This is a genomic window from Kineococcus deserti, assembly GCF_050871945.1.
Taxonomy (GTDB): domain Bacteria; phylum Actinomycetota; class Actinomycetes; order Actinomycetales; family Kineococcaceae; genus Kineococcus.
Window position 1 is genome coordinate 1 of the sequence record NZ_JBJLSI010000008.1, and the last position, 14,827, is coordinate 14,827.

Annotated in this window: 14 protein-coding genes; 7 read left to right on the plus strand and 7 right to left on the minus strand. The window is 71.0% G+C overall.

The annotated features are described in order from the left end of the window. Positions 1-102: 102 nt before the first annotated feature. Positions 103-1,056 carry an alpha/beta hydrolase gene (locus tag ACRYR2_RS08405; RefSeq protein ID WP_432562397.1) on the minus strand — a complete coding sequence of 318 codons (954 nt, stop codon included), beginning with the start codon at positions 1,054-1,056 and terminating at the stop codon, positions 103-105. Between the two features lie 92 nt (positions 1,057-1,148). Here ACRYR2_RS08405 and ACRYR2_RS08410 point away from each other — a divergent pair, with 92 nt between their 5' ends. Beyond that, on the plus strand, positions 1,149-1,604 hold the full coding sequence (locus ACRYR2_RS08410; protein ID WP_432562398.1) for a MarR family winged helix-turn-helix transcriptional regulator: 456 nt from the start codon (positions 1,149-1,151) through the stop codon (positions 1,602-1,604). A 79-nt stretch (positions 1,605-1,683) separates the two neighbouring features. Here the strand turns inward: ACRYR2_RS08410 and ACRYR2_RS08415 are convergent, their stop codons facing one another. After that, the gene (locus tag ACRYR2_RS08415; protein ID WP_432562399.1) at positions 1,684-2,655 is read right to left on the minus strand and encodes a sugar-binding transcriptional regulator; all 972 of its coding nucleotides are present in this window, start codon (positions 2,653-2,655) and stop codon (positions 1,684-1,686) included. 201 nt (positions 2,656-2,856) lie between these two features. On the opposite strand from ACRYR2_RS08415, the gene ACRYR2_RS08420 reads away from it, so the two are divergent. The 5 genes from ACRYR2_RS08420 to hisS all read left to right on the plus strand — a co-directional run bounded on the left by ACRYR2_RS08420 (position 2,857) and on the right by hisS (position 9,038). Continuing rightward, positions 2,857-4,233: an ABC transporter substrate-binding protein gene (locus tag ACRYR2_RS08420; protein WP_432562579.1), complete on the plus strand. Its 1,377-nt coding sequence runs from the start codon at positions 2,857-2,859 to the stop codon at positions 4,231-4,233. 19 nt (positions 4,234-4,252) lie between these two features. Further along, positions 4,253-5,221: a carbohydrate ABC transporter permease gene (locus ACRYR2_RS08425; RefSeq protein WP_432562400.1), complete on the plus strand. Its 969-nt coding sequence runs from the start codon at positions 4,253-4,255 to the stop codon at positions 5,219-5,221. Continuing rightward, positions 5,218-6,111, plus strand: a complete 894-nt coding sequence (locus tag ACRYR2_RS08430; protein WP_432562401.1) for a carbohydrate ABC transporter permease — start codon at positions 5,218-5,220, stop codon at positions 6,109-6,111. The genes ACRYR2_RS08425 and ACRYR2_RS08430 overlap by 4 nt, the downstream gene beginning before the upstream one ends. A gap of 34 nt (positions 6,112-6,145) precedes the next feature. Further along, positions 6,146-7,633, plus strand: a complete 1,488-nt coding sequence (locus tag ACRYR2_RS08435; RefSeq protein ID WP_432562402.1) for a mannitol dehydrogenase family protein — start codon at positions 6,146-6,148, stop codon at positions 7,631-7,633. Positions 7,634-7,769: 136 nt separating this feature from the next. Further along, positions 7,770-9,038, plus strand: a complete 1,269-nt coding sequence (hisS, locus tag ACRYR2_RS08440; protein ID WP_432562403.1) for a histidine--tRNA ligase — start codon at positions 7,770-7,772, stop codon at positions 9,036-9,038. 43 nt (positions 9,039-9,081) lie between these two features. Here the strand turns inward: hisS and ACRYR2_RS08445 are convergent, their stop codons facing one another. Then, entirely contained in the window at positions 9,082-9,669 is a 588-nt protein-coding gene (locus tag ACRYR2_RS08445; protein WP_432562404.1) for a TetR/AcrR family transcriptional regulator, read from the minus strand. Between the two features lie 87 nt (positions 9,670-9,756). On the opposite strand from ACRYR2_RS08445, the gene ACRYR2_RS08450 reads away from it, so the two are divergent. After that, complete coding sequence (locus tag ACRYR2_RS08450) at positions 9,757-10,512, plus strand: oxidoreductase (RefSeq protein ID WP_432562405.1); 756 nt, start codon at positions 9,757-9,759, stop codon at positions 10,510-10,512. A 73-nt stretch (positions 10,513-10,585) separates the two neighbouring features. Here ACRYR2_RS08450 and ACRYR2_RS08455 read toward each other — a convergent pair whose 3' ends face one another. Genes ACRYR2_RS08455 through ACRYR2_RS08470 form a run of 4 tightly spaced genes read right to left on the minus strand, consistent with a single transcriptional unit; the run spans position 10,586 to position 14,735 of the window. Continuing rightward, positions 10,586-11,512, minus strand: a complete 927-nt coding sequence (locus ACRYR2_RS08455; RefSeq protein WP_432562406.1) for a glycerophosphodiester phosphodiesterase — start codon at positions 11,510-11,512, stop codon at positions 10,586-10,588. A gap of 16 nt (positions 11,513-11,528) precedes the next feature. Beyond that, on the minus strand, positions 11,529-12,884 hold the full coding sequence (locus ACRYR2_RS08460) for an ABC transporter substrate-binding protein (protein ID WP_432562407.1): 1,356 nt from the start codon (positions 12,882-12,884) through the stop codon (positions 11,529-11,531). A gap of 22 nt (positions 12,885-12,906) precedes the next feature. Continuing rightward, positions 12,907-13,806: a carbohydrate ABC transporter permease gene (locus ACRYR2_RS08465; RefSeq protein ID WP_432562408.1), complete on the minus strand. Its 900-nt coding sequence runs from the start codon at positions 13,804-13,806 to the stop codon at positions 12,907-12,909. Then, on the minus strand, positions 13,803-14,735 hold the full coding sequence (locus ACRYR2_RS08470; RefSeq protein WP_432562409.1) for a carbohydrate ABC transporter permease: 933 nt from the start codon (positions 14,733-14,735) through the stop codon (positions 13,803-13,805). The genes ACRYR2_RS08465 and ACRYR2_RS08470 overlap by 4 nt, the downstream gene beginning before the upstream one ends. Between the last annotated feature and the right edge of the window lie 92 nt (positions 14,736-14,827).

The following is a 14,827-nucleotide window of genomic DNA, read 5'->3' on the forward strand; positions in this document are numbered from 1 at the left end:
CCCCCCCCCCCCCCCCCCCCCCCCCCCCCCCCCCCCCCCCCCCCCCCCCCCCCCCCCCCCCCCCCGCCCCCCCCCCCGCCCGCCCCCCCCCACGGAGGTCGGTCAGGCGAGGGTGGTCTTGAGGAACTGCGCACCCTGGGCGATGGCGGCCGTGGCGGCGTGGGTGCTGCGCAACGTGTTCAGCATGACGAAGTCGTGCGTGATCCCCGTGTAGCGCACCGCGGTCACCGCGACGCCGGCCTCGCGCAGCTTCGCCGCGTAGGCCTCGCCCTCGTCCCGCAGGACGTCGGCCTCGGCGGTGATCACGAGCGCCTGGGGCAACCCGGCGAGCTGCTCGGTCGTGGCCCGCAGCGGCGAGGCGGTGATCTGGGCGCGTTCGGCCTCGTCGGTCGTGTACTGGTCCCAGAACCACTGCATGCCGTCGCGGCGCAGGAAGTACCCCTCGGCGAAGCGGTGGTACGACGGGGTGTCGAACGCCGCGTCGGTCACCGGGTAGAACAGCAGCTGCGAGCGCAGGGTGACGTCGCCGCGTTCCTTGGCCATCAGGGTCAGGGCCGCCGTCATGTTCCCGCCGACCGAGTCACCGGCCACCGCCAGGCGGTTCGCGTCGAGGCCGAACTGCGCCCCGTGGGTGCCGATCCACTGCGCCACCGCGTAGTTCTGCTCGATGGCGACGGGGTAGCGCGCCTCGGGGGACAGGGAGTACTCGGGGAAGACGACCGCGGCACCGGAACCGGCGACGAGGTCGCGCACGAGGCGGTCGTGGGTGGCGGCGCTGCCGAACACCCAGCCCGCGCCGTGCAGGTACAGCACCACCGGCAGCGCGGAACCGCTGTGCCCGCGCGGGGTGACGACGCGGACCCGCACCTCGCCGTGCGGGGTGGCGACGGAGGTCCAGGTCTCGTCGGCGGCGGGCTCGGCGGGGCTGTCGGCCTGCACGCCCTCGACGGCCGCGCGGCCTTCGACCGGCCCGAGGTCGAACAGGTACGGCGGGTTGGCGGTCGCCTCGACGAACTCCTGGGCGGCGGGTTCGAGGACGACGGGCTGGTCGGTCATCTGGTGCTCCTCACGGGTCGGTCTCGATCGGCAGGTACATCGTGCCCAATCACATTGTGCACGATGTTGTTCCCGCAACCTAGACTGCCGTGGTGACGCCCGACGCACCGGCCCCCGACGCACCGGCCACCGGTCTGGCGGACATGATCTGCTTCGACCTCTACTCGGCCTCGCGGGCGGTGACGGCCGTCTACCGTCCGCTGCTCGAACCGCTCGGCCTCACGTACCCCCAGTACCTGGTGGTCGTGGCCCTGCACGAGCACGGCGAGGTCAGCGTCCGCCAGCTCATCACCGCCCTGGACCTGGACTACGGAACGGTTTCCCCGCTACTGAAACGCCTGCAGCAGAACGGGATCGTGGACCGACGGCGCAGCGGGGCCGACGAGCGGACGGTACTGGTGGACCTGACCCCGGCCGGCCGGGACCTGTACGTCCGGACCCGCCACGTCCCCGACGCGATCCGGACCGCCCTCGGCCTGGACCCCCAGCAGACCGAGGCCCTGCACCGCGTCCTGCGCGCGATCACCGAACGCACCACGAGTGCTTGATCACCGAAGTGCTTGATCACGGAAGTGTTCGATCACGCCGAGGACGCACCACCCCTGCAGTGATCAAGCACTTCCGTGATCAAGCACTTCCGTGCTCGAGCACGGCGCGCGCCAGGGAGTCGTGGGTGATCAGCGTCGACACCATCCCGCTGCGCAACGCCGCGGCCACCGCCTCCGCCCTCCGGTCGCCGCACGCCATCGCGACGACGTCGGGGGTCGCCCGCAACTGCGGGCCGGTGACCCCGATGACCCGGTCGGCCAGGGCGTCGACCTCCTCGCCGTCACCGCCGAGGAGGACGCCGGTGATCTCGGCGACCACCCCGGCCGCCGACAGCGCCTCGCGGTCGGCGGCCCCGAGGGAGTCCAGGGCGGTCGACTCCCCCGCCCGCCACGCGCCGATCGAGACGACGGCCCTGGTGAGCCCGTCGAGTTCGGCCAGCGCCTCACAGATCCCCGACTGCGACCGCAGCCCCTCGGCGGTGGCCGCGTCGGGGACCGCGAGCGGGGCGTAGAACGTGGTGGCCGACGACCCCGTCGCCTCGGCCATCCGGCGCACGAGCTCCACCGCGTTCTCCTGCACGTCCGGCCGCGGCAGCGCGCCGGACAGCTGGACGAACCGGCACCCGAGGGCGGAGTCCACCGAGGCCGCGAGCTGGGAGATCGTGCGGCCCCAGGCCAGGCCGACGACGTCCTCGGCGGTGACGCTCTCCTCCAGCAACCCGGCCGTGAAGCGGGCGACCGCCAGCCGCTGACCGGCAACGGTGTCCTCCTCCGGGCGCACGACGAAGACCGTGCGGACCCCGAACCGTTCCCGCAGCGCGTCCCCGAGGTCGCCGTCGACCGAGTTCGGCACGAGGACCTGGATGCGCACGAGCCCCGCCTCGCGGGCCGTCGTCAGCAGACGCGCGACCTTGAACCGGCTGACCCCGAGCTGCCGGGCGATCTCGACCTTGGTCGAGCCCTCCACGTAGAAGCGGCGCGCGGCGGCCGCGGCCAGTGCGAGCGCGCTCGTCGACGTGGTCGTCGCGGTGCGCGGCGGCGTCTTCGCCATCGCAGTCTCCTCGGGTGCGTGATCGACGACCTGCTGACCGATGAGGTGCCGCCGATTGACAACCCCTCCGGCACGCGTGAGTATTGCACAGCTGAGAGCAGCCCGCTCAGATGAGCGCGCGATGTCGACGACGACTCGGAGGTCACCGTGACCAGGTTCCGCGGGCGCCGCAGCGGCCCCCCACTCCCCCCGCGAGACGTCCTGTGGACGCCGCGAGGACCAGGCCGGCGTTCCGTCCTGGCCGGTGCCGCCGGTCTGGGCGGGGCCGCGCTGCTGAGCAGCTGCGCCGGGGCGGGGACCTCGCCCGGCGGCGGTTCGGACAGCATCAACGTCCTCATGGTCAACAACCCGCAGATGATCGACCTGCAGGCCCTGACCGAGGAGTTCTTCACCCGCCCCACCGGGATCACGGTCAACTACACCGTCCTGCCCGAGAACGACGTGCGCGACAAGATCGCCCAGGAGTTCTCCAGCCAGGCCGGGACCTACGACGTGGCGTCCATCTCCAACTACGAGACGCCGTTCTACTCCCAGCTCGGCTGGATCCTGCCGCTGGACCAGTTCTTCGACGCCGACCCGGAGTTCGACCAGGCCGACATCCTGCCCTCGATGTCGACGGCCCTGACCGGCGACGACGGCCAGGTCTACGCCGAACCGTTCTACGGCGAGTCCTCCTTCCTCATGTACCGCGCGGACGTCTTCGAGCAGCTCGGCATCGAGCTCTCCGCCCAGCCCACCTGGCAGGAGGTCGCCGACATCGCCGAGCGCATCGACCGCCAGGTGCCCACCGCACCGGGGATGCGGGGCATCACCCTGCGAGGGCAGCCCGGCTGGGGGCAGGTCTTCGCCCCGCTGACCACCGTCGTGAACACCTTCGGTGGCACCTGGTTCGAAGAGGACTGGACGGCGAAGGTCGACGCCCCGGAGTTCGTGGCGGCCACGAACTTCTACGTCGACCTGGTCCGTGCGCACGGCCCGCTGGGCAGCGCGCAGGCCGGGTTCGCCGAGTGCCTCAACGCCATGACCCAGAGCCAGGCGGCGATGTGGTACGACGCGACGTCGGCCGCGGGGTCGCTGGACGCCGCGGACTCCCCCGTGGCGGGGCGCATGGGGTACGCGCCGGCCCCGGTCGAGCAGACGGAGTCGTCCGGCTGGTTGTTCGCCTGGAGCTGGGCCATCCAGACCGCCTCGGCCAAGGCGGACCTGGCGTGGCAGTTCATCTCCTGGGCCTCGGGCAAGGAGTACGAGGAACTCGTCGGCAACGAGGTCGGCTGGGCGAGCGTCCCGTCCGGCAAGCGCACGTCGACCTACGAGAACAGCGAGTACCGGCAGAGCGCCGGGCCGTTCTGGGAACCGACGCAGCAGTCGATCCTGGCCGCCCGCCCCGACGACCCCGGTGTCCAGCCGCGTCCCGCGCCCGGCATCCAGTTCGTCGCCGTCCCCGAGTTCGCCAACCTCGGGACGCTGACGTCACAGGGAGTCAGCGCCGCCATCGCCGGCAGCACCACCGTCGAGGAGGCGCTCGCCACCGGTCAAGACCTGGCCACCACCCAGGTCACCGAGCGTTACCAGAGCTGAATCCCCGCCGGAGGTCTCCATGAGCAGCACTGCCACCACGCGGGGCAAGACACCCGCCGTGGGTCCCAACGTCCCCAACGCCTCGGGCGGCGCACGCCGGGCCGCCGACTGGGCGCGCCGCGCACCACTGCTGCCCGCCCTGGTGTTCACCATCCTGGTGACCCAGCTGCCGTTCGTCGCCACGATCGTCATCTCCTTCATGGACTGGAACGCCTTCCACCCCGAGGACCGCGGTTTCGCCGGCTTCGGGAACTACGTGCGGGTCTTCAGTGACCCGTCCCTGCGGTCCTCGGTCCTGGTCACGATCCTGCTGACCGTCGTCGTCGTCGGCGTCAGCCTCGTGCTGGGCATGCTCATCGCGCTGCTGCTCGACCGGAAGTTCATGGGCCGCGGCATCGTCCGCACCATGATGATCGCGCCCTTCCTCGTGGTCCCGATCGCCGCTGCACTGCTGTGGAAGCACGCCCTGCTGAACCCGAACTACGGGCTCTTCAACGGAGCGCTCACCTGGATCTGGAGCCTGTTCGGCAGCGACAGCCCGCCGCAACCGGACTGGCTGAGCCAGATGCCGCTCATCTCGATCATGGCCTCCCTCATCTGGCAGTGGACGCCGTTCATGATGCTGATCCTGCTGGCCGGACTGCAGTCCAAGCCGGCCGACGCCGAGGAGGCCGCACGGATGGACGGCGCCACCTCGTTCGGCATCTTCCGCTACCTGACCCTGCCGCACCTGCGGCAGTACCTCGAACTCGGGGGTCTGCTGGGCGCCATCTACATCGTCCAGAACTTCGACGCCGTCTTCACCATCACCTCCGGCGCCCAGGGCACCGCGAACCTGCCGTACACGATCTACCAGGCGTTCTTCTCCGCGCAGGACTACGGCTTGGCCTCGGCCATGGGCGTCGTCGTCGTCATCGGCACGATCATCGTGGCGACCTTCGCCCTGCGCACCGTCTCGTCCATGTTCAAGCAGGAGGTCGGCCGATGAGCACCGCCACGAGCTCTGGAACCGCCACGATCCCCGGGACCAACGTCCCCACCTCGCGCAGCGAACGCCGCCGCCGGGAGATGCAGCGCTCCAGCCCGGTGTGGGGCCTGCTCGCCTGGATCGTCGGCCTGCTGTTCGTGGCCCCCGTGCTGTGGATGGTCCTGACCTCCCTGCACTCCGAGACCGACGCGGCGACCAACCCGCCGTCCCTCGCGGCGGGCCTGACCCTGGACGGCTACCGCTCGTTCCTGGACGCCAACCCCGGTGTGCCGCTGCTCAACTCGCTCTGGGCCTCCGTGGTGTCCACCGCGATCGTCCTCTGCCTGGCCATCCCGGCGGCCTACGCGCTGTCGATCCGGCCGGTCCGCAAGTGGTCGGACGTGATGTTCTTCTTCCTGTCGACCAAGTTCCTGCCCGTCGTGGCCGCGCTGCTGCCGCTGTACCTGTTCGCCACCAACACCGGGCTGGTCGACAACATCTGGCTGCTCGTCGTGCTGTACACCTCGATGAACCTGCCGATCGCGGTGTGGATGATGCAGTCGTTCCTGTCCGAGGTACCCGTCGACATGCTCGAGGCCGCCTCCATCGACGGCGCCGGCCTGCTGCGGACGCTGCGGACCATCGTCGCGCCGGTGGCGATGCCGGGCATCGCCGCGACCGCGCTGATCTGCTTCATCTTCAGCTGGAACGAGCTGCTGCTGGCCCGGACCCTCACCGCGACGGTCGCGGGCACGGCCCCGGTGTTCCTCACCGGTTTCGTGACCAGCCAGGGCCTGTTCCTGGCCCAGTTGTGCGCGGCGGCCACGGTCGTCTCGCTGCCCGTGCTCGTGGCCGGGTTCGCCGCCCAGGACAAGCTCGTGCAGGGTCTGTCCATGGGTGCCGTGAAGTGACGATCCCCAGCCCAGCACGCGAAGGAGTGACCGAGTGACCCAGTTGACCCCGGAGAACCTCGACGAGATCGGCAGGACCGTTCCCGTCCCGACCTACGACCGCTCGCAGGTCACCCCGGGGATCGTCCACCTCGGGGTGGGCGGTTTCCACCGCGCCCACCAGGCCATGTACCTCGACCGGCTGATGAACGAGGGCAAGGCGCTGGACTGGGGCATCCGCGGGATCGGCGTCCTGCCGCACGACAAGCGGATGAAGGAGGTCATGGACGCCCAGGGCGGGCTGTACACCCTGGTGCTGAAGGCCCCCGACGGCTCGCGCGAACCGCGCGTCATCGGCTCGATCCTCGACGTCGTCCTGGCTCCGGAGGACCCCGAGGGTGCCGTCGAGGCGATGGCCGACCCGCGGATCAGGATCGTGTCGTTGACGGTCACCGAGGGCGGCTACAACATCGACGCGGTGACGGGGGAGTTCGTCCTCGGCGAGCCCGGGGTCGCGGCCGACCTGGTCGAGGGGGCCGTCCCCCGGACGTCCTTCGGGCTGGTCACCGAGGCCCTGCGCCGCCGCCGCGAGCGCGGCGTCCCGCCGTTCACCGTGATGTCCTGCGACAACATCCAGGGCAACGGGCACGTGGCGCACAAGGTGTTCGTCGCCTTCGCCACGGCCAAGGACCCCGAACTGGGCGCGTGGATCTCGGCGAACGTGCGGTTCCCGAACTGCATGGTCGACCGGATCACCCCCGGCACGACCGACGACGACCGCGCCGAGGTGCGCGACCGGTTCGGGATCGAGGACGCCTGGCCCGTCGTCTGCGAGCCGTTCGCGCAGTGGGTCCTGGAGGACTCCTTCGGCCTGGGCCGGCCGCCCTTCGAGGACGCCGGCGTGCAGGTGGTCGACGACGTCGAGCCGTACGAGCTGATGAAGCTGCGGTTGCTCAACGCCAGCCACCAGGCGCTGTGCTACTTCGGCCACCTCGCCGGGTACCGGCTCGTGCACGACGTCGCGCAGGACCCGCTGTTCGCGAAGTTCCTGCTCGGCTACATGGAACGCGAAGGGTCCCCGACCCTGGCGCCCGTTCCCGGCATCGACCTGGACGCCTACCGGCACGAACTGATCGCCCGGTTCTCCAACGGGGAGGTGCGCGACACCGTCGCACGACTGTGCAACGAGAGCTCGGACCGCATCCCGAAGTGGCTGCTGCCGGTGGTCCGGCACCAGCTCGAGCACGGTGGGGAGTTCTTCCGCGCCGCGGCCGTCGTGGCCAGCTGGGCCCGCTACGCCGAGGGCGTCGACGAGCAGGGCGAGCCGATCGACGTCTCGGACCGGCTGGCGGACAAGCTGGTCGCCACCGCGCAGCGCAACCAGGAGGAGCCGACGGCCTTCATCTCCGACCGGAGCCTGTTCGGCGACCTCGTCGACGACGAGCGCTTCGTGGCCGAGTACACCGCCACGCTCGCCTCGCTGCACGCCAAGGGCGCCCGCGCCACGCTCGAGGAGCTCGTCGCCAGGCGGGTCAGCGCGTAGCGCCACCCCTCGTGGTCAAGCACAACACCTGGTCGTGCACCGCACCTGCCCGCGAAGGCGTTGTGCTTGATCTGCGGCGCTTCGCGCCGGCTCCAGAGCGGGTTGGGCGCGTTCGGTGGCCCCTTACCATGGAGGCATGGCTTCCAAGGTGGTCCCCGCACGGGGCATGCGTGACATCCTGCCGGTCGAGAAGGCCCGCCGGGAGCACGCGTTGCACGTGATCCGGGAGGTCTACCGCTCGTTCGGCTTCGACGAGGTCGAGACGCCGGCGATGGAGGACCTGTCCCGCCTGGAGTCCGGGCAGGGCGGCGAGAACGAGAAGATGCTGTTCAAGGTCATGCGCCGGGGCCTGGCCGCCGACGAGCCGCTGCTGCCGGCCGACGTGGCCGACCTCGGTCTGCGTTTCGACCTCACCGTTCCCCTCACCCGGTACGTCGCCTCGAACGCGGCCTCGTTGCGGATGCCGTTCAAGGCGCTGCAGATCGGGCCGGTGTGGCGGGCCGAACGCCCGCAGAAGGGCCGGTACCGCCAGTTCGTGCAGTGCGACATCGACATCGTCGGTGAGGCCGGGACGCTGGCCGAGGTCGAACTCGTCACCGCGACGCACACCGCGCTGACCCGCCTGGGACTGACCGGCACGACGTTGCGGATCAACGACCGGGGAGTCCTGACCGGGCTGCTGACCGGCTGCGGTTTCGCCGCCGACGACCACGGCAGCGTGCTGATCACCGTCGACAAGGCCGACAAGATCGGTCTCGACGGGGTGCTGGCGGAACTGCGTGCGAAGGGCTTCGCCGAGGAGTCGGTCACGGCGCTGGAGAAGTCGCTGACCGAACTGCTCCCGCTGACCGACGTCGCCGCCCTCGGCACCGGTGTCCTGCCCGATGCCATTCCGGCCGGGTCGATCGCCGACCTGCAGGAGATCGCCCGGGCGCTGGCGGTCTCCGCCCCCGACCTGGACGTGCGGTTCGACGTCACCCTGGTGCGCGGGATGGGCTACTACACCGGGCCGATCTTCGAGATGTCCCTGCCCGGCGGTGGTTCCTCGATCGCCGGCGGTGGCCGCTACGACAACATGGTCGGCCGGTTCTCCGGACGGGACCTGCCGGCCGCGGGTTTCTCCATCGGCTTCGAGCGGATCATCGACGAGATCTCGGTCCCCCAGGACGCTGCCGGGGCCATCGCGCTCGTCCACCCCGCGGGCGCCGACGCCGGGGAACTGCTGCGCAAGCAGCGAGAACTGCAGGCGGGCGGGGCGCGCGTCGCGCTGGTGCGGCAGGCCAAGCGGATGCAGCCGCTGTTCGACGCGCTCGTGGCCGAGGGCTACTCGCAGGTCGTGCGGGCGCGGGTGGACGACGAGGGTGTCCTGGAGTTCTCCGACCCCTCTCCCCTCACCGCTTCCTGACCCTCACGTCCCGCACCCCGCACCCCGCGCCCGGGGTGCGGGGTCAGGGACGGGGAAGGGCGGCGATCGTCGACTCGGCGATGCGGCGCAGCTCCTCGGCCGAGGCGCCGGCCTTGCCCAGCGCCTCCATCCCGCGCCCGACGGCCAGCACCATCCCCGCCAGACCGCGAGGGTCGGCGTCGGCGAGCAGTTCCCCCTCCCGACGCGCCTGCTCGAGGCAGTCGGTGAGCAGATCCTGGAACAGGTCGAGCGTGGCGTGGGCCCGGGCCACGACGACGGGGTCGCGGCTGGCGAGTTCGGCGGTGGACTTGGCCAGCATGCAGCCGCGGCGCTCCTCGTCGGCCGCGACGGACTCCGCCGACGCCCGCAGCCACCCCTCGACCTTGGCCCGTCCGCTGCCCGGTCCCGTCAGGTCCGCCCGCAGGCCCTCGTCCGCCGCGGCGCAGTAGTCCTCCAGGGCGCGGTGGAACAGCTGCTCTTTGTCGCCGAAGGTGTTGTAGAGGCTCCCCCTGCCCAGACCCGTTGCGGCCGTGAGGTCGTCGAGGGAGGTGGCGGCGTAGCCCTTCGTCCAGAAGGTGTCGCGGGCCGCGCGCACGACGGTCGCCTCGTCGAAGGATCTGGGCCTGGCCACACCTCATCCTAACCGTTCTTGACCGATGAGTACACATCGCGGGAGGGGTTCTTGACCGATCGGTCCAGATCGTGGTCCAGTAGCCCCATGTTCAAGGACTTCAGCTCGTTCGACGGCCGCCGGGCACTCGTCACCGGCGGAACCCGCGGCATCGGTGCTGCCATCACCGAACTCCTGCTCGCCGGCGGCGCCCAGGTGGTGACCACGAGCCGGTCGCAGGTCGAACCCCCCGCCGGCGCCGGCCACGTCCGCGCCGACGTGAGCACGGCCGAGGGCGCGGCGACAGCCGTCGCCGGAGCGGTCGAGCAGATGGGTGGCCTCGACCTGCTCGTCAACAACGCCGGGGCAGCCACGGGCCACCCCGCCGGGATCACGGCCATCCCGGACGCGGAGTGGGTCGACGCCCTGCAGGCGAACTTCCTGACCGCGGTGCGCACGACCGCCGCCGCCCTGCCCCACCTGCTGGAGCACGGCGGCGCCGTGGTCAACGTGTCGTCGGCGGTGACGCTCGCGAACGTCGGCCCGCTGGCGCACTACGCCGCGGCGAAGGCGGCTCTGGAGCAGTACAGCCGCACTCTCGCCCAGGACCTCGCACCCCGCGGGGTGCGGGTCAACGTCGTCGTCCCGGGCAACGTCACCACACCGGGTGCGGACCTCATCCGCGAGGACTTCGCCCGCGCCGGCGGACCGTCCGACGAGGTGCTCGCGGCCGCGACACCCCTGGGCCGCATCGGTGTGCCGACCGACCTCGCCAGTGCGGTGGTGTTCCTGCTGTCCGACGCCTCGTCGTGGGTCACGGGCAGTTCCCTCGTCGTCGACGGCGGAGCCACCGTGTCCGCCTGAACCGCGCCGGACCCCACGACGCCGTGATCGCGCACTCGCCCACGGGCACGGGTGCTCGATCACGGCGAGGCGGTCAGGCCGGGGTCAGGCGCGGGCTGGCGTGCCCCTGCCGGGTCGCGGCCAGGGTCAGTTGCTGCCGGTCCTCGAGGGCCTCGTCCTGCGATGAGCGGACCTCGCGCGCGTCGAGGAAACCCCGCAGCCGGGCGGGGTCGTTGGTGATGATCCCGTCGACCCGGTGCCGCAGCAGGTCGGCCCACAACCGCGGCTCGTCGACCGTGTACGGGTAGGTCGCCACCCGGGCGGCGTGGTACTCGGCGATGACGTGCGGGCTGGCGACCAGGCTCGCGGCGTACGGGTTGACCGCGACGACACCGAGTTCCGCGACGGCCAGTGCGGCCTGCTCGCGGGCCACCCCGGCGGGGGTGGACAGCGCCGTGAACGGGTCCTGGGCCACGGCCCGGAAGGACTGCTCCAGCTCCTCCCAGGCGATCGGCGGCCCCGGGTGCAGCACGAGCAAGGCGCGGCGGACGTCGGGAGCGACGTCGCGCAGCGCGGCGACCGTGCTGCGTTCGAAGCTCTGGACGATGCTGCGCTCGGCCACCCCGGCCGTGCGCAGCGTGGCCACCGCCCCCGCGGCGGCGGCCGGCGTCCAGGCGCCCTTGAACTCGACGAGCAGGCCGGCCGCGCCGGAGCGGGAGACGACGTCGACGACCTCGCGCAGCGTCGGCACGTGCTGGCCGGCGAACGCGGGGGCGAACCAGGCCCCCGCGTCGGCGGCGCGCACGGCCGCGCTGCGCAGTTCCTCGACCGGACCGGCGGTGTTCGAGGTCCGGTCGAGGGTGTCGTCGTGGACGACCACGGGAACACCGTCGGCGTCGAGCCGGACGTCGAGTTCGAGCAGGTCCGCACCCCCGCGCAGCGCCGACTCGAACGCGGCGAGGGTGTTCTCCGGCGCCACGGCGGAGTACCCGCGGTGGGCGATGACGAGTGGGCGTCCCATGGTCTTCACCCTCGGATCAGAGCAGCGGCTCGACGTCGGCGGTGTAGGACTGCTCGATCTCGGCGGCCGCGGTGCCCCACGCGTCGGCCGACGGCTGGCCGGCCAGCATGACCTTCTCCCACGCGGTGACGGTGGACTGGTCGCCGCCGGGGACGAACACGCGCGCGTAGTCCTGGGTCCGGGTCTCGGCCAGCTGGTCCACCGCCGTCTTGAACAGCGGGGTCTGGGCGTAGACCTCCTGCATGGGAGCGGAGTTCACCGCGCCGGTGGTGACGGGCATGTACCCGGTGTTCTGCGAGAAGTAGGCCGTGTTGTCGTCCTCGGCCAGGAAGGCCAGGAACGTCGCCGCGGCGAGCTGCTGCTCGGGGGTGCGCTTGGCCGGGATCGCGAACCCGGCGCCACCGGTGGGGACGAACCGCCCCGCCTCGCCGGCGGGCAGGAACGCGTTGCCGACCTCGAAGTTCGCGGCCGCCAGGATGCCGGACAGCGACCCGGTGGAGCCGATGACCGAGGAGTACAGGCCCGCGCCGAAGTCCGAGGCCTGGTCGGAGGAGGACACCGCCGCCCAGCCGTTGGTGATGAACGAGCGCAGGTAGTCGCTGGCGGCGAGGACCTCGGCGCTGTCCACCGTCAGGTTCCACTCGTCGCTCAGCGCACCGCCCGTGCCCCAGATCAGGTTCTGGTGGATCCAGGTGGCGTTGCCGGTGCCCTTGCCCAGGCCGTACGCGGCCTGCGCGCCGGTGCCCGCGGCCTGCAGCTTCGGCATCCACTGCTCGAACTCGGCCCAGGTCTCCGGGCCGCGGTCGGGCAGGCCGGCCGCGGACCAGTGCGCCTTGTTGTAGTAGAAGACCGGCGTCGAGCGGCAGTACGGCACCGCCCACTGGGAGTCCTCGTACTGGTAGTCCGCGTACAGCCCCGGCTGGTAGTTGTCGACGTCGACGCCGGCGGCGGGCAGCAGGTCCTGCAGCGGGGCGAGCTGGCCGTTGAGGGCGTAGCGGAACCACCAGACGTCGCTCAGCAGCACCAGGTCGGGCAGGTCCGACCCGGTCAGGGCGGCCTGGAACTTCTGCGAGATCTCGTCGTAGTTCGAGCCGGCGGTGACGAACTCGACCGTGATGTCGGGGTTCACCTTCGCCCAGCGGGCCAGGAACTCCTCCTCGACGGCCTGCGACGACCCGGGGTGGTTCGTCCAGATCGTCACGGTGTCGGCCGGGGTGACGCTGCTCCAGTCCGTGGCCTCCTGCTCGGAGGAACCGGTGGAGTCGGACGCGGTCGACGGGCCCGAGCAGGCGGCCAGGCCGAGGGCGCCCGCACCGAGGCCCATGAGGCCGAGGGCGCCGCGCCGGGGCAGCACGAAGGACGAGGTGTTCACGGTTCTCCTTGGATTCGTTGCGTCAGTTCGCGAGCGCGCCCGCGGCGAGGCCCGCCACGAGTCGACGCTGGAAGAAGAGGAAGACGAGCAGGATCGGCAGCATGACCAGGACGGTGCCCGCCATGAGGACACCCCAGTTGGTGATGCCGTCGTTGTTCTGCAGCATGGTCAGACCCACCGGCAGCGTCATCATGCCGGCGCGGTCGGTGACCAGCAGCGGCCAGAGGTACTGGTTCCACTCGCTGACGACCGAGACCAGCGCGACGGCCGAGACGGTCGGCGCGGACAACGGCACGACGAACTGCCACAACCGGCGCCAGTGCCCGGCCCCGTCCAGCGTCGCCGCCTCCAGGACCGAGACGGGCAGGGTCTGGAAGTGCTGGCGGAACAGGAACGTCCCCAGCGAGCTGGCCAGCCCCGGCACGATGATCCCCTGGTAGGTGTTCAGCCACCCCATCTGGGCGATGAGCGTGTAGTTCGGGATGAGCGTCACCTGCGGCGGGACCATGAGCGCGGCCAGCACGACGAGGAACACGATCCGCTTGCCCGGGAACTCCACGAACACCAGGGCGTAGGCGCACATGAGGCCCAGGACCACCTTGAACCCCGCACCGAGCACCGTGGTCAGGACGCTGTTGAGCAGGAAGTGGCCGAACGGGACGGTCGCGAAGACGTCGGCGTAGTTCTGCCACTGCAGCGCGCCCGGCAACCACTGCGACGGGATCGTGTAGATCTCGTCGCGCTGCTTGAAGCTCGCCAGGACCATCCACAGCATCGGCACGACCATGATGAGCGCGGCGACGACGAGACCGGCGTACCCGAGGACGTCGACGCGGCGCTTCGGCACGCGCAGTTCCTGCTGCCCCGCGCGGGGGGCGGGGACCCGCGGCGCGCCCGCGGTGGTCTTCTCGTCGAGGCTCACCGGTAGTGCACCTTCCGTTCGACGACGACCATCTGGACGACCGTGACGGCCAGCAGGCCGAGGAACAACAGCGTCGCGATGGCGGAGGCGTAGCCGGCCGAGCCGTCGACGAACGCCTCCTGGTAGACCTGGTAGACCATCGTGGTCGTCCCCTCCAGGGGCCCGCCCTTCGTCATCGCGCGGATGATGTCGAACGACCCACCCGAGTTCGACTCGATGAACACCGTCACGCACAGGAAGAACGTCGTCGGCGACAGCAGCGGGAAGACGATCGACCAGAACGTGCGGAACGGGGACGCCCCGTCGATCTGGGCAGCTTCCAGGATGTCGCTGGGGACCGACTGCAGCGCAGCCAGGTAGATGATCGCGACGTACCCGACGTACTTCCACAGGTACACGATGCAGACCATGGCCAGCGCCCAGTCCGGGTCGTTGTACCAGTTCGGCGAGCCGATCCCGACCGCGCGCAGCAGGCCGGAGACCAGGCCGTACTGCGGGTCGAAGACGAACAGCCAGCACATGCCGACGGCGACGCCGGACAGCACGTACGGGGCGAACACGACGGCGCGCACGAACGTCCGGCCGCGCAGCGTGCGGTCCAGCAGCCGGGCCATCGCCAGCCCCAGGCCCATGCAGCCACCGAGGGTGACGACCGCGAAGACCAGCGTCGTCACCAGGACCGTCGGCGTCCTGGGGTCGTCGAAGTAGGTGACGTAGTTCTGCAGGCCGACGAAGGTCGCGGTGTCGGACCCGAGGTTCCAGTGCAGCAGCGAGTACTGCAGGTTCTGGACGAGGGGTTTGTAGACGAACAGGACCAGGAGCGCGACGTTGGGCCCAGCGAGGAGCAGGAAGGTTCCCCACGACTTCCAGGGCGTTCTGCGGCGAGAACTCGACTGGCGTGTCGCGGGAACCTGGTGGAGGGTCGTCAACGCGACCTCCTCCCAGGGAAGAGTGGGCTGGACGAAGGAACACTAAGTCGCGCCGGCGACCGTTCCGGACCACTCCTGCCCGGTGCGTGCCA